This window comes from Glutamicibacter sp. MOO4 (assembly GCF_056934395.1).
In genome coordinates this window covers 1,546,621-1,568,798 of record NZ_CM167800.1, presented here as the reverse complement: position 1 = coordinate 1,568,798, position 22,178 = coordinate 1,546,621, and the positions used below count along the sequence as shown (strand labels likewise).

20 protein-coding genes are annotated in these 22,178 nt (G+C 56.3%); 10 read left to right on the top strand and 10 right to left on the bottom strand.

Going from position 1 to position 22,178, the window contains the following annotated elements; genetic code table 11:
* Positions 1-15: 15 nt before the first annotated feature.
* Together AC1Z3F_RS07310 and acnA are read left to right on the top strand one after the other, a co-directional pair.
* Positions 16-1,338 carry a class I SAM-dependent RNA methyltransferase gene (locus AC1Z3F_RS07310; protein ID WP_483566870.1) on the top strand — a complete coding sequence of 441 codons (1,323 nt, stop codon included), beginning with the start codon at positions 16-18 and terminating at the stop codon, positions 1,336-1,338.
* 191 nt (positions 1,339-1,529) lie between these two features.
* The gene (gene acnA / locus AC1Z3F_RS07305) at positions 1,530-4,238 is read left to right on the top strand and encodes an aconitate hydratase AcnA (protein ID WP_483566869.1); all 2,709 of its coding nucleotides are present in this window, start codon (positions 1,530-1,532) and stop codon (positions 4,236-4,238) included.
* A 93-nt stretch (positions 4,239-4,331) separates the two neighbouring features.
* Here acnA and AC1Z3F_RS07300 read toward each other — a convergent pair whose 3' ends face one another.
* Positions 4,332-4,946, bottom strand: a complete 615-nt coding sequence (locus tag AC1Z3F_RS07300; RefSeq protein ID WP_483566868.1) for a class I SAM-dependent methyltransferase — start codon at positions 4,944-4,946, stop codon at positions 4,332-4,334.
* An 80-nt stretch (positions 4,947-5,026) separates the two neighbouring features.
* Here AC1Z3F_RS07300 and AC1Z3F_RS07295 point away from each other — a divergent pair, with 80 nt between their 5' ends.
* The 7 genes from AC1Z3F_RS07295 to AC1Z3F_RS07265 all read left to right on the top strand — a co-directional run bounded on the left by AC1Z3F_RS07295 (position 5,027) and on the right by AC1Z3F_RS07265 (position 10,087).
* Positions 5,027-5,566, top strand: coding sequence for a GNAT family N-acetyltransferase (locus tag AC1Z3F_RS07295; RefSeq protein ID WP_483566867.1), 540 nt, complete (start codon positions 5,027-5,029; stop codon positions 5,564-5,566).
* Between the two features lie 196 nt (positions 5,567-5,762).
* The gene (dxs, locus tag AC1Z3F_RS07290; RefSeq protein ID WP_483566866.1) at positions 5,763-7,730 is read left to right on the top strand and encodes a 1-deoxy-D-xylulose-5-phosphate synthase; all 1,968 of its coding nucleotides are present in this window, start codon (positions 5,763-5,765) and stop codon (positions 7,728-7,730) included.
* Positions 7,727-8,317 carry a DUF402 domain-containing protein gene (locus tag AC1Z3F_RS07285; protein WP_131088500.1) on the top strand — a complete coding sequence of 197 codons (591 nt, stop codon included), beginning with the start codon at positions 7,727-7,729 and terminating at the stop codon, positions 8,315-8,317. The genes dxs and AC1Z3F_RS07285 overlap by 4 nt, the downstream gene beginning before the upstream one ends.
* A 41-nt stretch (positions 8,318-8,358) precedes the next feature.
* The gene (locus AC1Z3F_RS07280) at positions 8,359-8,928 is read left to right on the top strand and encodes a hypothetical protein (protein WP_483566865.1); all 570 of its coding nucleotides are present in this window, start codon (positions 8,359-8,361) and stop codon (positions 8,926-8,928) included.
* 30 nt (positions 8,929-8,958) lie between these two features.
* The gene (locus AC1Z3F_RS07275) at positions 8,959-9,423 is read left to right on the top strand and encodes a GNAT family N-acetyltransferase (RefSeq protein ID WP_483566864.1); all 465 of its coding nucleotides are present in this window, start codon (positions 8,959-8,961) and stop codon (positions 9,421-9,423) included.
* Positions 9,424-9,437: 14 nt separating this feature from the next.
* A complete protein-coding gene (locus AC1Z3F_RS07270) occupies positions 9,438-9,773 on the top strand; it encodes a hypothetical protein (protein WP_444613654.1) in 336 nt (111 codons plus the stop codon).
* Positions 9,770-10,087, top strand: a complete 318-nt coding sequence (locus AC1Z3F_RS07265) for a hypothetical protein (protein WP_262197477.1) — start codon at positions 9,770-9,772, stop codon at positions 10,085-10,087. Before AC1Z3F_RS07270 ends, AC1Z3F_RS07265 begins: the two co-directional genes overlap by 4 nt.
* A gap of 84 nt (positions 10,088-10,171) precedes the next feature.
* Here AC1Z3F_RS07265 and argG read toward each other — a convergent pair whose 3' ends face one another.
* Positions 10,172-11,599 carry an argininosuccinate synthase gene (gene argG, locus AC1Z3F_RS07260; protein ID WP_262197479.1) on the bottom strand — a complete coding sequence of 476 codons (1,428 nt, stop codon included), beginning with the start codon at positions 11,597-11,599 and terminating at the stop codon, positions 10,172-10,174.
* Between the two features lie 132 nt (positions 11,600-11,731).
* On the opposite strand from argG, the gene AC1Z3F_RS07255 reads away from it, so the two are divergent.
* Positions 11,732-12,706 (top strand): aldo/keto reductase, encoded by a 975-nt coding sequence (locus AC1Z3F_RS07255; protein ID WP_262199715.1) that lies wholly within the window; start codon positions 11,732-11,734, stop codon positions 12,704-12,706.
* Between the two features lie 91 nt (positions 12,707-12,797).
* Here the strand turns inward: AC1Z3F_RS07255 and AC1Z3F_RS07250 are convergent, their stop codons facing one another.
* The 8 genes from AC1Z3F_RS07250 to AC1Z3F_RS07215 form a co-directional block, all read right to left on the bottom strand.
* The gene (locus AC1Z3F_RS07250; RefSeq protein WP_131088494.1) at positions 12,798-13,271 is read right to left on the bottom strand and encodes a QcrA and Rieske domain-containing protein; all 474 of its coding nucleotides are present in this window, start codon (positions 13,269-13,271) and stop codon (positions 12,798-12,800) included.
* A gap of 118 nt (positions 13,272-13,389) precedes the next feature.
* Positions 13,390-15,513 carry a 3-hydroxyacyl-CoA dehydrogenase NAD-binding domain-containing protein gene (locus AC1Z3F_RS07245; RefSeq protein ID WP_262197480.1) on the bottom strand — a complete coding sequence of 708 codons (2,124 nt, stop codon included), beginning with the start codon at positions 15,511-15,513 and terminating at the stop codon, positions 13,390-13,392.
* A gap of 10 nt (positions 15,514-15,523) precedes the next feature.
* Complete coding sequence (locus AC1Z3F_RS07240) at positions 15,524-16,774, bottom strand: thiolase family protein (protein ID WP_483566863.1); 1,251 nt, start codon at positions 16,772-16,774, stop codon at positions 15,524-15,526.
* A gap of 123 nt (positions 16,775-16,897) precedes the next feature.
* Positions 16,898-18,148: an HRDC domain-containing protein gene (locus AC1Z3F_RS07235; protein WP_262197482.1), complete on the bottom strand. Its 1,251-nt coding sequence runs from the start codon at positions 18,146-18,148 to the stop codon at positions 16,898-16,900.
* A gap of 50 nt (positions 18,149-18,198) precedes the next feature.
* On the bottom strand, positions 18,199-18,837 hold the full coding sequence (locus AC1Z3F_RS07230) for a DUF3000 domain-containing protein (RefSeq protein ID WP_131088491.1): 639 nt from the start codon (positions 18,835-18,837) through the stop codon (positions 18,199-18,201).
* A gap of 60 nt (positions 18,838-18,897) precedes the next feature.
* Complete coding sequence (locus AC1Z3F_RS07225) at positions 18,898-19,959, bottom strand: threonine aldolase family protein (RefSeq protein WP_262197483.1); 1,062 nt, start codon at positions 19,957-19,959, stop codon at positions 18,898-18,900.
* A gap of 90 nt (positions 19,960-20,049) precedes the next feature.
* Positions 20,050-20,733, bottom strand: a complete 684-nt coding sequence (locus AC1Z3F_RS07220; protein ID WP_262197485.1) for an SDR family NAD(P)-dependent oxidoreductase — start codon at positions 20,731-20,733, stop codon at positions 20,050-20,052.
* Between the two features lie 45 nt (positions 20,734-20,778).
* On the bottom strand, positions 20,779-22,164 hold the full coding sequence (locus AC1Z3F_RS07215; protein WP_262197486.1) for a DUF6421 family protein: 1,386 nt from the start codon (positions 22,162-22,164) through the stop codon (positions 20,779-20,781).
* Positions 22,165-22,178 lie beyond the last annotated feature (14 nt).

Below are 22,178 nucleotides of genomic sequence, written 5' to 3'. Positions count from 1 at the left end.
ACGAAAGACGAAAAAATGACTGAATCATCAACGTTGCAAGTACGTTTGGGCAATATCGCCCACGGCGGTCACACCGTCGCTCGCCACGAGGGGCGCGTGATTTTTGTGCGTCACGGTATTCCCGGAGAACTTGTATCGGTGCGTTTGACTGACTCGGCCCCGGAAGCGAAATTTTGGCGTGCAGATGTAGTTGAGGTCCATGAAGCCAGTGAGCACCGAGTGCCACACTTCTGGGATGCGGCTGATGCACTCAAGCACCGTGATCCCGTGGGCGGTGCTGAATTTGGGCACATTTCCTTGGCTCACCAACGCGAGTTGAAGTCACAGGTAGTGGCCGAACAGTTCACCCGCTTGGGCGGCATGAAAGCTGAGGATTACAACTTCCCCCAGGTCCAAGAAGTTGCTGGTTCAACTGACGGTTTGGGCTGGCGCACACGCATGTCCTATTCGGTTGATGCCTCCGGCAACTTGGCCATGAGTGGCTTCCGAAGCAACCAGCTCACCGCCATTACTTCGATGCCATTGGCTCATCCAGCCATCGAGGCTAGCGGAATCTATGCGGTGAACTATTCGGGTATTGACCGCGTTGAAGTAGCGGTGTCCAGTTCGGACGATCGTACGATTTTGGTTTTGCTCTCCGAGGCAAGCTCCGGTGCTGCGCTGAAGGTGGCCAAGCAATTCCCAGAAGGCGTGAACGTCGCTTCGTTCACCCAGCGTGGTGGTTCCGCCTCTGACGGCAAGGGTTCATTGGAGATCTTGGCTGGCTCGCCCTGGCTGAATGAAAAAGTGCTGGGGGAGAAGTACCGGATTACCGGCGAAGGCTTCTGGCAGGTGCACCGCAGCGCCGCGACCCTGCTTTCGGAACGAGTAGTGGATCTACTTGATCCTGTTCGTGGTGAACAGCTGGCCGATCTTTATGCAGGCGCTGGCTTGTTCTCCGTTCCCTTGGCCAAGGCTGTGGGACAAGAAGGACGGGTCTTCTCCATTGAGGGAGCACCAGGCACCCACGCGGACGCTAAAAAGAATCTTCGCGATTATCCTCAGGCGACCGTCATTCGCGGCCGGGTAGAGCACGTACTACGTCAGGTCTCCCGTGACGCGAAGCTAGATGGCGTGGTCCTTGATCCACCGCGTACCGGTATCGACAAGCAAGTTGCTGCTGAATTGGGTAGCAGTGGTGTCTCACGTATTTGTTACGTCTCCTGTGACCCTGCATCTTTCGCCCGAGATATCTCGCGTTTGACCGCTCGCGGCTACGAATTAGAGCACGTGGAGATTCACGATTTATACCCACATACTCACCACATGGAGTCCATTGGCCTCTTCGTGCGCCGTTAATCACCTGAATTTGTCCGTTGAGACACGAATTTTGGTCAAAGTTTATTCCGAGGAGTCTTTTTCTGGCAGTTGGCGATAGACTGTTTCTAGCTCTGCCGCGCTAGGAACCTGACTATCTCAGTTAGGAACTCCTAACTGGAATTACAGTGTGCGCGTGCAACAGTATGAGTGTCTGGCGAGAGGAGTCCCACGTGAGCAATGTGGACAGCTTCGGTGCCAAGGGCGTACTTGACGTCAATGGAACCGAATACGAAATTTACCGACTGAATGCGGTCGAAGGCTCAGAAAGCCTTCCCTACAGCCTTAAGGTTCTGCTTGAGAACCTGCTTCGTACCGAAGATGGCGCGAACGTAACTAACGAGCACATCAACGCACTGGGTCAGTGGGATGCGTCGGCGCAACCTAACACTGAAATCCAGTTCACCCCAGCGCGAGTCCTGATGCAGGACTTCACTGGCGTGCCTTGTGTTGTTGACTTGGCCACCATGCGCGAGGCCGTCAAGGAACTCGGTGGCGATCCAACCCGTGTTAATCCATTGGCACCTGCCGAAATGGTTATTGACCACTCTGTGCAGATTGATACCTTCGGTTTCAAGGGCGCTGTAGAGCGCAACATGGAAATCGAGTACCAGCGCAACGGTGAGCGTTACCAGTTCCTGCGTTGGGGCCAGACTGCGTTTGACGACTTCAAGGTCGTTCCACCAGGAACCGGCATCGTGCACCAGGTCAACATTGAGTTCCTGGCACGTACCATAATGACCCGCGAGGTCGACGGCGTACTGCGCGCTTACCCAGATAGCTGCGTAGGCACCGACTCCCACACCACCATGGTCAACGGCCTGGGCGTGTTGGGTTGGGGCGTTGGTGGCATTGAGGCCGAGGCAGCAATGCTTGGCCAGCCTGTCTCCATGCTGATCCCACGCGTTGTTGGCTTCAAGCTTGCTGGCTCGATCCCAGCTGGCGCCACCGCAACCGACGTGGTTTTGACCATCACCGAAATGCTGCGTAAGCACGGCGTTGTTGGCAAGTTTGTTGAATTCTACGGCGAAGGTGTCGCACAGGTGCCGCTGGCAAACCGCGCCACCATCGGTAACATGTCCCCAGAATTCGGCTCCACCGCCGCAATGTTCCCAATCGACGATGTCACCCTCGACTACCTGCGCCTGACCGGCCGTAGCGACGAGAACGTGGCACTGGTTGAGGCTTACGCCAAGGAACAGGGCATGTGGCACGATCCAAGCCGCGAAATCCGTTTCTCGGAATTCATCGAGCTGGATCTTTCCACCGTTGTTCCATCGATCGCTGGCCCGAAGCGTCCACAGGACCGCATCGAGCTGACTTCCTCGAAGGAACAGTTCCGCAAGGATCTGCACAACTACGTTTCTGACGCCGAAGATACCCAGGGTATCGGCCGTCCGTCGACCGCAGTTGAGGTCACCAAGGAAGATGGGACCAAGTTCACCTTGGACCACGGCCTGGTTTCGATCGCTTCGATCACCTCTTGCACCAACACTTCGAACCCATCGGTCATGCTGGCCGCAGCCGTACTGGCTCGCAACGCAGCCGAAAAGGGTCTGTCCTCCAAGCCATGGGTTAAGACTTCGGTTGCACCAGGCTCGAAGGTTGTCACCGATTACTACGAGAAGTCCGGCCTCATGCCATACCTGGAGCAGCTTGGCTTCTTCATCGTTGGCTACGGTTGCGCAACTTGCATCGGTAACTCCGGTCCACTGGATGCTGAGATCTCCGAGGCGATCAACACCAACGACCTCGCAGCCACCGCGGTGCTCACCGGTAACCGTAACTTCGAAGGTCGCATCAACCCAGACGTAAAGATGAACTACTTGGCTTCCCCGCCACTAGTTATCGCTTACGCACTGGCTGGCACCATGGACTTCGATTTCGAAGCTGACGCACTGGGTCAGGACTCCGAGGGCAACGACGTCTTCCTGAAGGACATCTGGCCATCGCCAGTAGAGGTCCAGGAAATCATGGACTCGTCGATTGACAAGGAAATGTTCGCCAAGGGCTACGAAACCGCTTTCGAAGGCGACGATCGTTGGAAGGCACTGGACACCCCAGAGGGTTCAACCTTCGCATGGGACGAAAAATCGACCTACGCACGTAAGGCACCTTACTTCGACGGTATGACCGCCGAGCCACAGCCAGTGAAGGACATCGACGGCGCTCGTGTTCTGCTCAAGCTGGGCGACTCGGTCACCACTGACCACATCTCGCCTGCAGGTTCGTTCAAGTCGGAGACCCCGGCTGGCCGTTACCTGATCGAGAATGGTGTGGATCGCAAGGACTTCAACTCCTACGGCTCGCGCCGTGGTAACCACGAAGTCATGATCCGCGGTACCTTCGCAAACATCCGCATCAAGAACCAGATCCTGGACGGCGTTGAGGGTGGCTTCACCCGCGACTTCACCCAGGAAGGTGCTCCGCAGGCTTACGTCTACGACGCTGCTGAGAACTACAAGGCTGCCGGCACCCCGCTGGTCATCCTTGGTGGTAAGGAATACGGTTCGGGCTCCTCGCGTGACTGGGCTGCTAAGGGCACCGCACTGCTGGGTGTTAAGGCCGTCATCACCGAGTCATTCGAGCGTATTCACCGCTCGAACCTGATCGGTATGGGCGTTCTGCCACTGCAGTTCCCAGAGGGTGAGTCCGCTGATTCGCTGGGTCTGACCGGTACCGAAACCTTCGCAGTTTCCGGTGTGACTGAGCTGAACAACGGCACCACCCCGAAGACCCTGAAGGTTACCGCAACCGCACAAGACGGCAAGGTTACCGAGTTCGACGCAGTTCTGCGTATCGACACCCCAGGTGAAGCTGACTACTACCGCAACGGTGGCATCCTGCAGTACGTACTGCGCCAGATCGCCGCTGCTAACTAGTAGAGCCACCCCGGTGTATACCGGAGTGTTCCACTAGTAGTTACGCAACACGCAAAGTTGAAGACCCAAGGCAATTGCCTTGGGTCTTCAACTTTAAGACTTCAACTGCGCCACAACATGACCGTGCAGCCGTGCCGTCGGGCGCGAGCGGGTCTGGGAGTCGAGAAGTTCAAAACCCGCGTTTTCTAGTAGCCCGACCAAGAATCGAGGTGGCAAGTACCAGGCGGGTGCGACTTTGTGGGCAAACGGTTGAACTTTGTCGCCCGCAAAGAAGCCCGTGAGTAATTGACCACCAGGATTTAGGACTCGTGCGAACTCAGAGAAGATTGAAGGCAATTGTTCTGGGGGAGTATGGATTACCGAATACCACGCCAGCAGCCCAGCAAAGTGATTGTCGCTGAAACTCAGATTCGACAAATCGCCCTGCTGAAAAGTGCATTCACTGTAGCTCTTGGCCGCATGAGCCAAAAATTCTGGAACCATATCAACGCCCGTGGCAGGGCGTTGGGGACCAGAGATAAATTGAGTCCACTGGCCAGGGCCGCATCCGGCATCCAAAACGGGTCCGCGCACACCTTCGGCCCACGCTGCGATCAGCTCACGATCTTCTTTCTCCGCCTGCTCAATGGCACCGAACAAGTCGATATAGCGCTGGGCTATCGACGAGTATTCACTGGCAGTTTGGACCGAGGGTTCTACGCTACTCATTGCACCAGCATAGGCGCAGGGCAAGAGCGTCAAAGATGTTGCTAAGCTCTGGATAAATACTGCGATGTGGAGAGCCATCAATGAAAGAATTATTGACCCAGCGACTGCACTTGCGCTCATGGACAACTGACGACGCACCATTCTTGCTGGACCTAGAGTCGCGCACTGCAACCATGCGGTATCTCGGTCCGGGCGCAACTTGCATGACAACCTTGGATCAGGCACTAGCTTCCATCGCTAGACGTCGGGGAATAATCGCCAAAGGACAAGGTATTTGGGCTGTAGCTGATCGTGAGACTGATGCGTTGGTTGGAAATGTTCTTTGCAAACCGTTGCAGGGTGAAACTCAACAGAGCATTGACCTGAATTTCCTGCAGACACCAATCGAGGTTGGGTGGCATCTGCACCCGAGTGCTCAAGGCCAAGGATTTGCGACGGAAGCGGTGAGGGAGGTCCTGAACTACGTCCGTGAATCTGGCGGGGAATCGGTCTTCGCGATCGTAGATCCAGGCAACGTCCCCTCGCAGAAAGTTTGTCAGCGCCTAGACTTTGCCCGCATCGCCGAAACCAATGGGTACGCTCAACCGGAGCATTGGGTTTTCCGGCGACTGTTGAGCTAAAGGTCGGACTTGAAGGCGCTCCCGGCATGTGCACCTTCGAAATCCACCGGCATTGCCCATGGTATTGAACCTCATTGCCCGCAAATTCGCACTAACTGGAACGGTGGCGGATAATGAGAGAAGGTTCCAACGCGGTAGACTAAGTATTTCGCATGGGCTCACAGCCACCAAGGGCGAATTTGTAAAGGGGACGAGCGTGTCTTTGCTTAAGACCATCAAGAAACCAAGCGATCTTCGGGCGCTGTCCTTAGAACAACTAGACGATCTTGCAGAGGAAATCCGTACTTTCCTGATCGACAATGTTGCCCGTACAGGTGGCCACCTTGGCCCCAACCTTGGTGTTGTCGAGCTAACCTTAGGCATTCATCGAGTCTTCGATTCGCCGCAGGATTCCATCATCTTTGATACCGGACACCAGTCCTACGTTCACAAGCTGCTTACCGGACGCCAGAATTTCGAAACACTACGTCAGCAAGGCGGGCTCTCGGGTTACCCTGATCGAGCTGAGTCAGAACACGACGTAGTGGAATCCTCACACGCCTCCGCGTCTTTGTCATGGCTCGACGGAATCTCCCGCGCCAACAAGTTGCGGGGGAATAACGAGCGTTATGCCGTTGCCTTAATTGGCGATGGTGCACTGACCGGTGGCATGGTCTGGGAAGCGGTCAATAACATTGCAGCCGATAAGGACCGCAAAGCCGTCATCGTGGTTAATGACAATGGTCGGTCTTACGCCCCAACTATCGGTGGTTTGGCCAATCAGCTTCTGGGCCTGCGTCAGCAACTGGATAAGTTCCGCACCCACCCGGCGTACGAAAACGCCATGGAAAAGCTCAAAGACAAGCTCAAGGGATCCGGCGCCGTCGGCGGATTCACCTATAAGTCCCTTCATGCCACCAAAAAAGGCATCAAAGACTGGTGGGCTCCACAGGGATTGTTTGAAGACTTGGGTCTGAAGTACATCGGCCCTATTGACGGACACAACCAGCGTGCCGTCGAAGAAGCTTTGCAGCAAGCCAAACAGTATTCGGGACCAGTGCTAGTGCACGCATTGACTGAAAAGGGACACGGCTACGCTCCAGCCCGCGCCGATGAAGCTGACCAGTTCCATGCCGTGGGAATCATTGATCCCGTGACCGGTCTGCCCGTTTCCAAGTCGAGCGCACAGAGCTGGACCAGCGTCTTTGGCGAGGAAATCGCCAAGGTAGCCAACGAACGTGATGACATTGTCGCCATTACCGGTGCCATGTTGCAGCCGGTGGGCTTGAAGAAGATGGCTCAAGAGCATCCTGAACGCGTCATTGACGTTGGCATTGCCGAACAGCATGCGATGACCACCGCGGCAGGATTAGCCTTCGGCGGGCTACACCCAGTGGTTTGCGTGTATGCCACCTTCTTGAACCGCGCATTTGATCAGCTGCTCATGGATGTTGCCTTGCATAAGGCCGGGGTCACCATCGTCCTTGACCGCGCTGGCGTGACCGGTCCTGACGGCGCCAGCCACCACGGCATGTGGGATATGGCGTTGACGCAGATTGTGCCAAATCTTCATCTGGCTGCACCACGTGACGCTGATCGACTCCGCGAAGAATTACGTGAAGCCCTGGAAATCAGCGACGCACCAAGCGTTGTTCGATTCTCCAAGGGATCAGTTGGGGAACCCATCGACGCCATCGATCGCTTGCCCGACGGTGTGGACGTGCTCGCTCGGTTGGGGGACAAGTCCGCTCCGGATGTCTTGATCGTTTCGGTTGGTGCGATGAGCGAATTGTCTTTGGACGTCGCGCAACGCCTGAACAGCCAGGGCGTTTCGGTCACCGTTGTTGATCCTCGCTGGGTATTGCCCATGCCAACCTCGGTGATTTCGTTGGCCGCTCGCCATCGCATCGTTGTCTGCATCGAAGACGGCGTCCGCGCTGGTGGTGTTGGTTCGCGTCTTCGCACCGAAATGCGTGCCGCTGGTGTTGATACTGCTCTTAATGAAGTTGGTTTGCCTACCGAATTCCTGGCTCACGGTACCCGTGCTGAAGTTCTGGACCGTGTGGGACTGACCGCGCAACAGGTGGCCCGCGACACTTTGGCTCAGGTGCTCGGAACCAAGGTCCCGTTCGCTCGTCCACTACCAGGGCAGGATCTTCCTACTGGACAGATTCCAAAGCTATGAGCTCAGTTCAGGCATGCCCCCAAGGACTTCCTCGCACACCAAAAGTGATCGCAACTGGTGAGTTGGTAGTCGCCCGTGCCTGGAAATTTGATGGCACGCCACACTGGGTAGTTCCGGGTTTCTACCTCGGACAAGACGAGTACGGGCACTGGCTCCATCAGCCCAAAGGCTCACTCGTAGCGCGTCCCGGCGTTGCCCACCTGGCTCAAAGTGATGCGTTGTGCCTCATTCCTCACGAGGGTCCGTGGATTGCCACGTTGTACGCACAGCCCACGGAAGACTTTGATGTCTATATCGACTTGTCGCACCAGATCGGTTGGCAGGCAATGAAGTCTGGTGGCTGGGAAGTGAATTCGATAGATCTTGATCTGGACGTTATTCGCTCTCGTAGTCGGGGGACATTCTTGGATGACGAAGACGAATTCGAAGAACACTCTGTGGCTATGGGCTATCCAGAGCAGCTAAAAACGGAAATGAGCGGAGCGGCGCGAGAGTTGTTGGACCTCGTCGCAACAGATGCTTCACCATTTGACCGGTCCTATCGAAACCAATGGTTAGCCAAAGCCGGCGACCTGCCCACGACCTAAACACTTTTACTGATTTTCTACTGACCTGAAAAGGGAAAACAATGGCGATTATTCGCACCTATCGTTTAGACGACAAGAACGTACTGCACTTCCGCGAAGCGTGGTTCCAGCAGTTTGAAGACGGCGAGCTGGGTCAGTTTGTCATCAACCATGGCAGCGTTGGGCACATGTCCACCACCAGCGATGTTCAGGACGTGAACAACGACCGTGCCGACGAGCTTTTTGCGGGTTTCCTGCAGGCATGCGCCGATGAAGGCTACGCCGAAATCAAGGATGAAGACCAGACTTGGGTCATCGTTCAGTACACGCTGAAGTCAGCTGCAGGTACCGAACGTGACCAGTACTTGGAGAAAAAGGTCAAAGAGGCGCTCACCGGTCACTTGGCATGGCGTGGCCTGGGCACCGTTGAGTCCAGTGATTTTGCTCCACGTAAGTTGAATATCCGTGTTCTTTCGCCGGCTCCAAAGCTCGCTGTTTCAGCTATCAAGACTTGCATCCGCGAAGCCAAGCTCGATTTCACCAAGATGAGCATCGGCACCGCTGATTACGCGACTCCAGAAAAACTCAAGCAGGTTCACCCGTTGCCAGCGAAGCCAATGACCCTGAGCTAATTGGTTTTGCCTTCTCTTCTTCCGCAACCAATGCAGGAAGCGGACTATCAGGCCGTACAGGCACTCTCACGCTCATTAGGCCGAAACGCCGAGCCTGCGCGTTTTGGCGTGGAAGGTTGCCAGTTAGTGCTGAAGGATTCCCAAGATAAGCTGCTTGGCTGGGCTAAGGCAAGCTGGTGGGATCCCGACGATGAACTGGCACCGGCAGGGTTCTATCTGTCCGGCGTGGAGATTGCAGCTGACTTTCAGCAGCACGGGTTGGCCTCAATCTTGACCACCGCGCGACTGGAATGGATAGCCCACCGTGCCGATCGGGCATGGTGTGTTGTGAATGCGCAAAACACTGCGTCGCTCGCGTTGCAGCGGTCTTTTGGATTTAGAGAAATTTGTAGAGCACCACAGTTCGGTTCTGTGCAGTTCACTGGCGGAAGTGGCCTTTTGCTGTGCAAGGAAGTCACCCCCAGCAATCGTGCTTCCGCCGACCGCAAGAAATAAGGAACTTAGTAGAAATGATTCCACAGGAAGATCGGGACGAGACTCCCGGTGCCCAACGCAAGGCGCCACCGATGGGTGCCACTCGAACGCCACTGCATTTGGTGTTCCAAGCTTGTGTTGGCGTGATTATCGGTCTGGGTATCGCTTCGGTGTTCTCCGGAGTTGCCCCGGCAAAGCTTGCACTGGCTGGTGTGCTGGTGATTGTTGTTGTTTGGATCGTTGAGCAGGGCTTCCGACTGCCTGCGCCTAACACCAAGCCCGGTGCCCGAGTTCGTTTGGTGTTGCGCCTTGTATCCCTAGTGGGCTTTACCCTTGCCGTTAGCCCATTGCTCACGCTGATTGAAGCATGAGCCAAGAACAACTTTCAGCTCAGCCCAAGCAGCGCCGGAGTATCAAACAATGGCTTTGGATGCTGTTGCAGGTCATTGCCGGTGTAGGAATCGGTACTGCCATGGCCAAAGCCATGTCACTACCCGAAGAACAAGTGGCGCTCATTGGTACGGTCATCACGCTGGTCACCTGGTTGGCGGATGAAGTCATTTCATTGCCTTCAAAAGATAGCAAGCGGGGCTCAGTGATTCATGGGTCGATTCGTTTTCTAGCCCTCGTTGGTTTCATCATGGCGTTACAGTCCTTGGCTGCGCTGAATGGATTTTCGCGCTAGCAGCAGCCCAAACGGGCACAAAAAACCGGTCGAAGCATTCTCTAAAATGAGAAGCTTCGACCGGTTTTGTTTAGCCGTCAGATACTAGTCTGTACCAGCGTCGAAGGCTGCAGATTCGATGGCACGATCGGTAGCAAGATCGTCGCTATCAACGCGGGTTGCGTTGACGATATCGTCAGCGCCACCTTCCTCAAGCGAGCCAACCAGCTCAGCGGTGGTTCCACCGACAAGACCCATGCTGGCGTACTGTTCTAGGCGACCGCGCGAGTCGGCAATATCCAGGTTTCGCATGGTCAGCTGACCGATACGATCCACTGGACCGAAGGCTGCGTCGCCCACGCGTTCCATGGACAGCTTGTCTGGGTGGTAACTGAGCTTCTCGCCCTCGGTGTTCACGATCGTGTAGTCATCTCCACGGCGCAAGCGAACGGTTACGGTACCGGTAATGGCAGAGCCAACCCAGCGCTGCAGCGACTCGCGCAGCATCAGAGCTTGTGGGTCCAACCAGCGACCTTCATACATCAGGCGGCCCAGACGGCGGCCTTCGTTGTGGTAGCTGGCAACGGTATCTTCGTTGTGGATCGCATTAACCAAGCGCTCGTAGGCGATGTACAGCAGCGCCATAGCTGGTGCTTCGTAGATGCCGCGCGACTTAGCTTCGATGATGCGGTTTTCGATCTGGTCGCTCATGCCCAGACCGTGGCGTCCACCGATGATGTTCGCTTCATTGACCAAGGCAACCGAGTCGGTGAATTCCTTGCCGTTGATGGCAACTGGACGTCCAGCGACGAAGGAAACCGAAACGTCTTCGGTCTTGATCTCTACGCTTTCATCCCAGTACTTAACGCCCATGATTGGCTCAACGGACTCGATGGAGCTGTCCAGCAGTTCCAGAGTCTTAGCTTCGTGGGTTGCACCCCAGATGTTGGCATCGGTCGAGTATGCCTTCTCGGCGGAGTCGCGGTAAGGGAAGTCGTGTTCCTGAAGCCACTCCGACATTTCCTGGCGGCCACCGAGCTCGGTGACGAAGTTTGGATCCAACCAAGGCTTGTAGATGCGCAGCTTTGGGTTTGCCATCAGGCCGTAGCGGTAGAAACGCTCGATGTCGTTGCCCTTGTAGGTCGAACCGTCGCCCCACACGTCCACGCCATCTTCGCGCATTGCGCGAACCAGAAGGGTGCCGGTAACGGCGCGGCCCAATGGGGTGGTGTTGAAGTAAGTCTTGCCACCGGAGCGGATGTGGAAAGCGCCGCAGGCCAGTGCTGCGAAGCCTTCTTCAACCAGTGCTGGCTTGCAGTCAACCAGACGGGAATTCTCGGCACCGTATTCCAGCGCACGGCTTGGAACGGCGTCGATGTCCGGCTCGTCGTACTGGCCGAGATCGCCAGTGTAGGTGTAAGGAATGGCGCCCTTGTCGCGCATCCACGCTACTGCCACCGAGGTGTCGAGGCCACCGGAGAACGCGATTCCGACGCGTTCGCCTACAGGAAGATTGGTAAGAACTTTAGACATGTTTCCATCCTAATGGATAAATATGCAATGCAGTGAATTGTGTCTTGGACTCTTTGCTTTTCAGACCTACCAGATAGCCTATGGGTATAAGGTCGCGCAGTGAAGCGGCAGATGAAAAACAGTGAGGTGCACATGGAATTCCGTCAACTAGGCCGCAGTGGTTTGAGCGTTTCAGTCGTTGGTTTGGGATGCAACAATCTGGGACGCTCGGGGACCGTCACGCAGAGCCAAGAAGGTACCGACGCCGTGGTTCATGCAGCCTTGGACGCTGGAATCACGTTCTTCGATGTTGCCGACAACTATGGCAAAACTGCTGGGCTCTCCGAACAACGCCTGGGTAAAGCGCTGGGCAAGAACCGCGAAAATATCGTGTTGGCCACTAAATTCGGCATGGATGTTGCCGGAGCTAACGGACCAGATTTTAACGCCCGCGGATCACGTCGCTACATCATGAAGGCTGTGGAAGCGTCATTAAAGCGTCTGGGTACTGACCATATTGATCTGTACCAATTCCACACTCCTGATGCGAACACTCCGATCGAGGAAACCCTCCGTGCGCTGGACGACTTAGTGACCAGCGGCAAGGTCCGCTACATTGGCCACTCAAATCGTGCCGGATGGCAGATCGCCCAGGCAGAGTACGTGGCTCGCGAATTGGGAACCGAACGATTCATCTCGGCGCAAAATCATTACAACTTGATTGATCGCCGCGCCGAGTTGGAAGTCCTGCCAGCCGCCCGCGAATTTGGCCTCGGCGTGCTTCCGTACTTCCCATTGGCTAACGGCCTGCTCACCGGAAAATATTCAAAGGGCCATGCACCTGCTGGTAGCCGCCTCACCCATGCTCGACAGCAATTGGTCGAGACCTCCGACTTTGAACAGCTTGATCGCTTCGCCCAGTTCGCCCAGCAGCGCGATCTGGCACCAATCGAGCTTGCCTTCTCATGGTTGGCCGCACAGGAACCAGTCACTTCTGTGATTGCTGGCGCCACTCGTCCCGAGCAGATCCAGATGAATGCTCAAGCTGTACGCTGGGTACCGACAGAAGAAGAGCGCAAGGAACTTGATGAGATCTTCCCGGCGCCGACCAAAGTGGCCCTGTTCTAGTCTGAAGAACCACTAGCTCGGACCAATAATTAAACTGAGAGGTTGCGACCCTAAAGGGTTGCAACCTCTCAATTTTTGCGCTGAAGCTTTTTTACTTGCTTTCAGTTACGTACACAACGACCTGACCGTCGGTGATTTCGGTAGCGTACCTGGCCAACGGGGCGACGGCAGGACCATCAAGAACGGTTCCATCAGCCGGCTTAAACCGAGAGCCATGGCAAGCGCAGAAGAAATCATCTTTGCTTGAATCGGGGGTGACTACACAACCTTGGTGTGTGCAGACGCTGGAGAAGGCCAGTACAGACTTTTCATCTGGGCGGAACAGTAGTACTGGTATTTCCGCGCCAGAGGGATGTTTTGCCTGAACGGAAGTGCGTGCACCGACTTCAAGATCGGACAGCTTGATGACTTTCTGCCCTTCACCGGTTGGCTTCGGTGCGGCAGAGGCCTCAGGGGTATCAGCTTCCGAATGTCCGTCACCGCAAGCGGTCAACAATGCGGCGGAACCAAGGGCTGCAGAAGCGCACATGATGGTGCGGCGTGCTGGTAAGGCGAAGTCAGTCATGGGTTTATTCTGACAGAAGTCGCTGTGACGGTGCTAAGGAATTGGAAATTAATTAATTGCTGTCACTACGACGTTGGGCCCCAACCCTAATGGATTGAGGCCCAATGTTCGCTAAGTTCTAGCTGTTGAACTTCTTGCCGTTCACTCGTTCCGCGGCTCCAACCTGGTCAAGGTAAGGAGTGATTCCGCCGAGGTGCATTGGCCAGCCGGCACCGGTGATCATGCAAAGATCAACATCGGCCGCTTCGGCCACAACGTTTTCTTTGAGCAACAGTCCGATCTCTTCTGCCAGAGCATCCTGCACCCGAAGCAGAATCTCTTCCTTGGTCGAGGGCTTCTCTCCCTGATTCAACAATGGTGCTGCCTGAGGGTTCAGTTCCTGCGAGCCATCCTCATTCTTCACCCACAGTGCAGTGATCTTTGCATCAATCAATTTCTGCAGGTTTTCAGAGACAGCGAAACGGTCTCCAAAAGCAGCGTTCAAAGATTTGTTCACATGCTGAGCCACTGGCAAGCCAACCATGGCCAACAGGGTGAACGGACTCATTGGCAGACCCATAGGTGCCAAGGCAGAATCCGCAGTCTGTGCGTCGGTACCTTCATCGAAGGCAGCCTGGACTTCGCTCATCAGTCGAAGCAATACGCGGTTGACCACAAAGGCCGCCGAATCTTGGGTCTTCACAGTGGTCTTCTTCAGTGCCTTGCCGACCACAAACGCCGTGGACAGCGACGTCTCGTTGGTCCATTCGGTGGCTGCGATTTCCAGCAATGGCATCAGTGCTACCGGGTTGAAGAAGTGGAAACCAACTAGCCGCTCTGGGTGCTTAAGATCGCGGCCCATCTCGGTCACGGATAGTGAGGACGTATTGGTGGCCAAGACGCAGTCGGGGGAGACCACGGCTTCAACTTCGGCAAAGACCTGCTTCTTAACCGAGAGCTCTTCGAATACGGCTTCAATAACAAAGTCAGCATCGGCAAACGCTTCCTTGGTTACCGATCCTGAAACCAGTGCCTTGCAGCGATTGACGCCATCTTGGCTCATGCGACCTTTGCTGTGTAGCTTGTCTATCTCACCATGGATGTAGGCAATACCCTTGTCTACGCGTGACTGGTCCAAGTCGGTGATGACCACCGGTACATTGAGTCGACGGACGAACAGTAGCGCGAGCTGGCTTGCCATCAGGCCGGCACCAACAACGCCCACCTTGGTCACCGGGCGCGCAAGCTTGGCATCCGGTGCGCCTGCTGGTCGCTTGCCACGCTTCTGTACTAGATCCAAGAACGCGTAAACAGTGTTCTGGAACTGAGGTGTACGCATCAGACCGGTCAGAGCTTCAATTTCAAGCTTGGCGGAGTCAGGCTGGGAAAGAGTCAGACCCTTTCGGAATACTTCGAGCACCTTGTATGGTGCCGGTGCTGCCTCGGAAAGCTTGGCATCAACAAACTTTTCTGCCTGATCGGCGGCTTCCAACCAGCGGCGGGCCACCTCGGGGTCGCTCGGATCCACAGCGTTGGGACGCTGGACCTGCGTGGTTCCAGTGAGTACTGAATCAACAAACCCGGTTGAGTGTTCGATGAAATCTGCTGGCTCGAACAACGCATCAGCCACACCCATCTTGTAGGCCGCAGGGCCTGAGAGCGTGCGGTTGTTGTTCAGAGGATTCTCGATCATGACCTTCAAGGCATTTTCGGGACCGACCAGACGTGGCAGGCGGTAGACGCCGGCCCACCCTGGAATCAATCCGAGGAATCCTTCAGGAAGACCCAAAGCGCCAGCTGCTGTGCTCACCGTGCGGTAGTTGCAAGCCAGTGCAATCTCTAGACCGCCACCGAGGGCTAGCCCGTTGATGAAAGCGAAAGTTGGAACGCCCAAATCGGCAAGTAGCTCATAGGTGTAGTGACCCAAAGTTGCCATGGCCGTGGCCTGATCTGGTTCGCTCAGTCGGGTGACCGCGGACAAATCGGCACCGGCGATGAGGAAGTAGGGCTTTCCCGTAATGGCCAAGGCGTGGATTTCGCCGGCCTTGGCACGTGCAGCTTGAGTCTCAAGGGTCGCACGAAGTTCCAGCAGGCCGTTGGGGCCCAGGGTGGTTGGCTTCTTGTGGTCAAGGTCGTTATCTAAGGTCAGTAGGGCGAGAGTCTTGCCGCTGGGCAGAGCAACGTCCGTGACATAGGAGTGAGTGACGGTTTCGTCGTGCATCATTTCAGCGACGGCCGCGAAGTTTTTGGTGTTTGCAGTCATTGTCTCTTCCTTATGCCTTGCTGCCAAAGTCTGCATGGTTTGGGTTTTCCCAAATGACGGTGCCACCCATGCCCAGACCGATGCACATGGTGGTGATGCCGTACCGTACCGAGTGGTCTTCAGAGAACTGTCGGGCAAGCTGGGTCATCAGGCGAACGCCGGAGGAGGCCAGTGGGTGGCCGACGGCGATTGCTCCGCCGTAGCGGTTTACTCGATCGTCATCCTGCTCGATTCCGTAGAAGTCGAGGAAGGAGAGTACCTGGACAGCAAAAGCTTCATTAATTTCGAATAGGCCGATGTCCTTGATGCTCAGTCCTGCCTTGGCTAGAGCCTTTTCTGTGGCAGGAACTGGACCGTAGCCCATAACATCTGGTTCAACGCCGGCGAAGGCGAAGGAGACCATGCGCATTTTTGGCGTCAGTCCGAGCTCGCGCGCTGCCTGTCCGCTGCTTAGCAGGGCTGCGGTGGCACCGTCATTCAGGCCAGCGGCGTTGCCGGCGCTGACTCGTCCGTGGGCACGGAATGGGGTGCGAAGATCTGCCAAGGATTCCATGGTGGTCCCTGGACGTGGTGGCTCATCGGCGGTCTTGACCGACCAGCCCTCGCCTGGACGCTTGGCAGCGACGGGAATCAGATCGGGCTGGATCTGCTGGTTTTCGTATGCCTTGGCTAGCTTATTTTGGGAGGCCACGGCGTAGCGGTCAGCGCGTTCCTTGGTGATCGCCGGGAAGCGGTCATGCAGGTTTTCCGCGGTGTTGCCCATGTTCAGGGCCTGCGGATCCACGATCTTTTCGGAAAGGAAACGCGGGTTTGGATCGGCTCCGGCACCCATCGGGTGGTTGCCCATATGTTCTACGCCGCCAGCTACAACGATGTCGTAGGCGCCAAAAGCAATGCCACCTGCAGTCGCGGTTACCGCGGTCATGGCGCCGGCGCACATGCGATCAATGGCAAAGCCTGGAACGGATTTTGGGATTCCGGCCAGAAGGCCCACGGTGCGGCCCAAAGTCAGGCCCTGGTCGCCGGTCTGCGTGGTGGCGGCGATCGAAATTTCGTCGATTTTTTCTGTCGGCACTTCTGGGTTGCGTTCGAGTAGTCCGCGAACGGCCTTGACCGCCAGATCATCGGCGCGGGTACCGTGGTAGATGCCCTTCTCGCCGGCCTTGCCGAACGGGGTTCGGACACCGTCGATGAAGACTACATCGCGGTCGTTGAGCGAAGGGTGCACGTTATTGGGCACGGTCGAAGCGTTGGCACTCACCGTCGGGCTCCTTGGGGTTGGTTCATGCTGCCCAGCATAGGGCAGTGGCCAGCATCACTGTGACCTAAACCATACGTTACTCAGTAGTAACTTGAAGTGCAAGTGCAACCCATCACACTTTGCTTATACCTCGGCAAATGCCTGCGCAAAACCAGCTACGAGCAACTCTCGCTGCCACGGACGAGCGCCCAATTCAGCGAGTTTTTCATCAATGCCCTCGGCACTGATCAACACCGGTGGATTCCAGCACAGTTCCCGAAGATATTTAGGGGTCAGCAAGTTTTCCGCCGGAATGTTCCAGTGTTCGCTGACCTCTGCCAGCACAAGCTTTGCCGCTTCGAGTCGAGCCGAAGCCGCCGGATTCTTCTCAGCCCACGAACGTGGATGAGGCAACCCGGCCTTGCTGGCGCGCAGCTCAGGCAAGTCCTTGGTAAGTCGTCCGCGCTGAATGGCATCCATCCAGCGTGGAGCATCTCGTTTGGCGTGGCGGGTATGGAAACCCGGGATTTGAAGCAACGCGGGAACGCTGGCAGCGCGCTGCTCCACAGCTGCCATAATTGCTCGATCAGGCAAGAGTCGGCCTGGGGCAACGTCCTGGCTTTGGGCCAGAGACTCGCGGGAAAGCCATAGCTCGCGGGCGATAGCTAGGTTGCGTCGGCCCTTGAGCTTATGGACCCCGGACAGCTTGCGCCACGGTTCCTCGGCTCGCTGTGGGTCAGGCAGATTGCGTTCGTATTCAAACTCTTGGATGGCGAAGTCCATCTTGCCTTGCTCTTCAAGAATTTTGCTGATTTCCTGACGTAGCTGCTCAAGAACTTCTACATCCAAGGCCGCGTAGTTTAGCCATGCTTCAGGCAATGGGCGGGTGGACCAGTCAACGGCTGAGTGTTCTTTGGCCAATTGCAGGCCAAGTAATTCGGCCACCATAGTGCCAAGTGAAACTCGTGGGAAACCTGCCAATCGGCCAGCCAGTTCGGTGTCAAACAACGAGGTCGGGGACATGCCCAGTTCGTGAAGGCAAGGAAGGTCCTGCGTGGCAGCATGCAGGATCCACGGCTGCTGGTTCACAAAGTCACGCAGGACGCTCAGGTCATCAAGCTCTTCGGGATCGATCAACCACGTGCCAGCGCCCTCGCGACGGATTTGAAGCAGGAAGGCTCGTTGACCATAGCGGAATCCACTGGCTCGCTCCGTGTCCACTGCCAAATCCCCGGTGCCAGCACTGAGTTCACGCACGGCACGCCGCAAGGCGGCAGGGGTGTTGATGACCTCAGGAATACCGTCTCGCGGATGCGTGAGCGGAATCAGCTGAGGTTCAGGCGACTGTGAGTCTGCGGGGGAGGATGCGGAAGCGGTGGCGTCAGAATTCGGCATGATACTTCTATTCTAGATCTAACCGTCCGCCTCTAATGTGCTTGTGAGACTTAACTAAGTCGACGGTGTGGCAGTTGCTCAACACCTTCGGGCAACGGTGGTAGCCCGGCAAAGGTGCATACCAGGTCGGCCCACGCACTCAAATGCGGTCCGAGGTCCTCTGAATCCGGCGACCATGAAGCGCGCAGTTCGATGTCAATGTGGTCTTGTTCCCCGCGCAGGTTGCCAAAAGATTCTGAAATGACCCGGGTGGCAGTCCCTCCGGCCAAATGGTGGAACGCTTCACGCTCACGCAGGGAATCTTCCAGCCACGACCAGGCGACCGACGCGAGCATCGCGTCCTGCCCCATGTCGTGATCTAAGCGTGCACGCACATAGGTGACGATGCGGAACTGGCCATCCCATAACTCTTGGCCGGCCGGATCAAATAAGAGGATGAATCGTCCGGTAGCTAGTTGCTCCTGCGACTGCAGGAACGGGGTGCGGCCGATCTCTTGTCCGTGGGGACCGTGATCGGGCGAAACCGTATCGACCACGTCGCCGCTGAGCGCCAGGGCAAACGGTGCAAGCCGACCGGGGGCCGGGATTTCGGTGAACTTCAGTTCTTTGCGTACCTTGGCGTGCGACAGCTCTTCCAGGGCCTTGGCGAAGGCGCTCGGGATGGCTGAGGCAGGGCGATCGTTGGTCACAATTTGAGTCTAAACGTGCCGTACCTTGGGTTGGGTACGGCACGCCGATCCGCGCTCAGCCTAAGCAGGGACGTGGGAACCCATGAGCTCACGAAGTTTGGTGATGAACGCTGCCACGTCTTCTTCGGTGGTGTCGAAGGAGCACATCCAACGCACTTCGCCAGCTGCGCGGTCCCAATCGTAGAAGCGGAAGTGCTTGCGCAGTTCATCGCTGACAGCGGTGGGAAGCTTGGCAAAGACCCCGTTGGCTTGTGTTGGGTAAACCAGTTCCACGCCGTCGATCTGTTCAACCGCTTGAGCCAACTTGGCAGCCATCGCATTTGCGTGGCCGGCCAGTTCCTTCCACAAACCGGTTCCGTAGAGCTCGATCAGCTGGGCAGAGATGAAACGCATCTTGCTGCCCAGCTGCATGTTCATCTTGCGCAGGTATTTCATGTCCTCGGCGAGCTCCTTGCGCAAGGTCAGGATGCCTTCGCCGAGCAGGATGCCATTTTTGGTTCCGCCGAGGGACACGATGTCGACCCCTGCATCGGTGGTCAGTGCGCGCAAAGGGACGTCAAGCGCGGCCGCGGCATTGGACAATCGTGAACCGTCCAGGTGCACCTTCATTCCCAGCCTGTGCGCGTGATCGGTGATGGCCTTAATTTCCTGCGGGGTGTACAAGGTGCCAAGTTCTGTGGCCTGGGTGATGGACACGGCTAGTGGCTGTGCGCGGTGTTCGTCGCCGTAGCCCCACGCTTCCTGATCAATCAGTTCAGGGGTGAGCTTGCCATCTGGCGTTTGAACCTGCAACAGCTTAAAGCCGCCGACTCGTTCCGGGGCACCGTTCTCATCCACGTTGATATGCGCGGTGTTGGCGCAAATCACTGCACCCCAGCGTGGCAACAACGACTGAAGCGCTGTGACATTGGCTCCGGTGCCGTTAAAGACGGGGAAGATTGTTGCGTCGTCGCCAAAGATTTCGCGCGCCGTCTTACCTAGCTGCTCGGTGTATTGGTCTTCGCCGTAGGAGATTTGGTGTCCGCCGTTGGCGCGGGTGATCGCCTCAAGGATGCGAGGGTGAACTCCCGAGTAGTTATCGGATGCGAAGCCGCGTATGTTGGCGTCGTGAAGTGAAGTCATAATGTATGGATCCTTGGACTGTAGTAAAGGAATGAAGTGCGGGTGGCCGCGAAGCTTCAGAACAGCGTTCTGTATTTATTCAGGCAGTAATCAGGAGCTTGGCAGCACCATGCGCGTGCCGTTGTGTGCCACCGCATCATCGGCTAATAGATCTATGGCGCTTTGGGCCAGGTAGCTCACCGGTGTGTGTCCCGCCGGGGCATCTTCGGCCGACTTTTCGCTCAGCGCCTTCACCACCCAACTGACCGCGGCAGCATTGGGCGCGTTTTTGCTAAACAGGCGTGCGATCGCGTTGACCCAGTGTTCGGCGGCGGCCTTGACTGCACCATAGTTGGCGTTCGACGGCGTTGGGTTAGTGACTGCCTGCGCACTGACGATCGCCAATCGCCCGGATGGTGAGTCCAGCAGATCCTGGACAAACGCGCGGGTGGTATTACGCAGTGTTGTCAGCACCATGCGTTGCAGGAAGTCCCAGTCTTCATCACTCTGACCGACGATGGACTTGCCGCCCCGCCAGCCCCCAACTAAATGGATGAGCGAATCAATAGGACCGTGGTCCTCATGGATGCGTCGAGCCAATGCTTCGACGGCCGCAAAATCAGTGAGGTCGCATTCGTAGCGGGCTTTGGCGAAGGCCAGCCGTACATCGAGGCGAGTCTGATTGCTACCCACCGCCAGCACCTGCGCTCCGGCTTCCGTGAGCGCGCGAGCGCAGGCGATCCCGGAAGCCGACGTGGCGCCAGCGATGAGCACTAAACGTGGTGTTTGATTCAAGAAGAGTCTTTCTTTGCTCACAATTCCTAGCCTAAGGCAGGAGTCCTAGATTTCCGATGCACCGGTCATGCCCTTGGTCGACTCGATGACGCTGGCCATCTTCTTATTTAGCGCCTCGTAGAACATGGACAAAGGGAACTCATCATCCATTACTTGGTCCGTGATTTCACGAAGGGGAGCAGTCAGTGGCAGGGCCTGTGGTCCCTTGGCCCACTGTGAGGCAGGGTTTGGAGTCACGGTGTTCGCAACCAGTTCGTACGCCGCTAGCCAATGGGCCAGCTTCGGGCGGTCGATGGACTTCCAGTACAGTTCGTCAATTGCATCTCCGAGCGCAGCGACGACTTCTGGAACCTGGTCCCAGTCGATACGTAGTTTGGTATCGGTCCAGTGTAGAACGTGGTGCTGGTGCATCCACGCGAAGAGCAGCTGGCCACCCAAACCGTCGTAGTTACGAACGCGCGATCCGGTGATGGCAAAGCGGAAGATCCGGTCAAAGATCACTGCGTATTGAACCAGCTTAGCCATCTTGGCAGTCTTGGGATCGGTGTTGGGATCGTTGTTAATCTTCATGGACTCACGGAATGCGGTGAGATCACAACGCAACTCTTCAAGGGAGTACAGGAAGAACGGCATGCGCTGCTTGATCATGAAGGGATCAAAAGGAAGATCGCCACGCATGTGAGTGCGATCGTGGATTAGATCCCACATGATGAAGGTTTCTTCAGTCAGATGCTGGTCCGACAGTAGCTCAGCTGCATCATCCGGCAACTGCAAATTGGTGATGGTTGCAGCTTCTTGCAGAACCTTGCGGAAGCGTGCGGCCTCACGGTCTTGGAAAATTGCGCCCCAAGTAAATGACGGTGTTTCGCGAATGGCTACGGATTCCGGGAAGAGCACAGCGGAATTGGTGTTGTAACCCTCGGTGAAGTCAACAAAACGTAGGGGAACAAAGAGTGCGTTGGTGTAGCTGGTGCTTTCGAGCTCTGCGATGAACTCGGGCCACATGACCTGAACGAGTACCGCTTCCAAGTGGCGGTTGGTGGAACCGTTCTGCGTGTACATCGGGAAGAGTACTAGGTGGATCAGACCGTCGATCCGCTGGGTTTGCGGTTGGAACTGCACCAGCGAGTCCAAGAAGTCCGGAACATCAAAACCGCTCTCTCTCCACTTTTCGAGGTCAGCGACCAGCTGTTCAAGGTATTCGTTGTCATGCTCGAAGTGGACCTTGAGCGCATGAACCGAGGCGATGATCGAATCGACCAGTTCGGTGGCGCGAGGAAGCACTGCCTCGTCGGATAGAGACCCATCTTTCGCCTGCAAACCTTGGAATTCTGTGGCGGCTGATTTTAGGGTCAGCCATGCTTCGCTGTTTGCAATCTGCAGAACCTGCGCATCGCTGGCCGGCATTGGCTTGGCAGAAATCTGAGTCATTTCAATACACCTTC

What these genes read in the sequence shown, in the direction of transcription:
- AC1Z3F_RS07310 (WP_483566870.1), top strand. Translation starts at nt 16, where the DNA reads ATGACTGAATCATCAACGTTGCAAGTACGTTTGGGCAATATCGCCCAC.
- AC1Z3F_RS07300 (WP_483566868.1), bottom strand. Translation starts at nt 4,946, where the DNA reads ATGAGTAGCGTAGAACCCTCGGTCCAAACTGCCAGTGAATACTCGTCG.
- AC1Z3F_RS07295 (WP_483566867.1), top strand. Translation starts at nt 5,027, where the DNA reads ATGAAAGAATTATTGACCCAGCGACTGCACTTGCGCTCATGGACAACT.
- AC1Z3F_RS07285 (WP_131088500.1), top strand. Translation starts at nt 7,727, where the DNA reads ATGAGCTCAGTTCAGGCATGCCCCCAAGGACTTCCTCGCACACCAAAA.
- AC1Z3F_RS07280 (WP_483566865.1), top strand. Translation starts at nt 8,359, where the DNA reads ATGGCGATTATTCGCACCTATCGTTTAGACGACAAGAACGTACTGCAC.
- AC1Z3F_RS07275 (WP_483566864.1), top strand. Translation starts at nt 8,959, where the DNA reads ATGCAGGAAGCGGACTATCAGGCCGTACAGGCACTCTCACGCTCATTA.
- AC1Z3F_RS07270 (WP_444613654.1), top strand. Translation starts at nt 9,438, where the DNA reads ATGATTCCACAGGAAGATCGGGACGAGACTCCCGGTGCCCAACGCAAG.
- AC1Z3F_RS07265 (WP_262197477.1), top strand. Translation starts at nt 9,770, where the DNA reads ATGAGCCAAGAACAACTTTCAGCTCAGCCCAAGCAGCGCCGGAGTATC.
- argG (WP_262197479.1), bottom strand. Translation starts at nt 11,599, where the DNA reads ATGTCTAAAGTTCTTACCAATCTTCCTGTAGGCGAACGCGTCGGAATC.
- AC1Z3F_RS07255 (WP_262199715.1), top strand. Translation starts at nt 11,732, where the DNA reads ATGGAATTCCGTCAACTAGGCCGCAGTGGTTTGAGCGTTTCAGTCGTT.
- AC1Z3F_RS07250 (WP_131088494.1), bottom strand. Translation starts at nt 13,271, where the DNA reads ATGACTGACTTCGCCTTACCAGCACGCCGCACCATCATGTGCGCTTCT.
- AC1Z3F_RS07245 (WP_262197480.1), bottom strand. Translation starts at nt 15,513, where the DNA reads ATGACTGCAAACACCAAAAACTTCGCGGCCGTCGCTGAAATGATGCAC.
- AC1Z3F_RS07235 (WP_262197482.1), bottom strand. Translation starts at nt 18,148, where the DNA reads ATGCCGAATTCTGACGCCACCGCTTCCGCATCCTCCCCCGCAGACTCA.
- AC1Z3F_RS07225 (WP_262197483.1), bottom strand. Translation starts at nt 19,959, where the DNA reads ATGACTTCACTTCACGACGCCAACATACGCGGCTTCGCATCCGATAAC.
- AC1Z3F_RS07215 (WP_262197486.1), bottom strand. Translation starts at nt 22,164, where the DNA reads ATGACTCAGATTTCTGCCAAGCCAATGCCGGCCAGCGATGCGCAGGTT.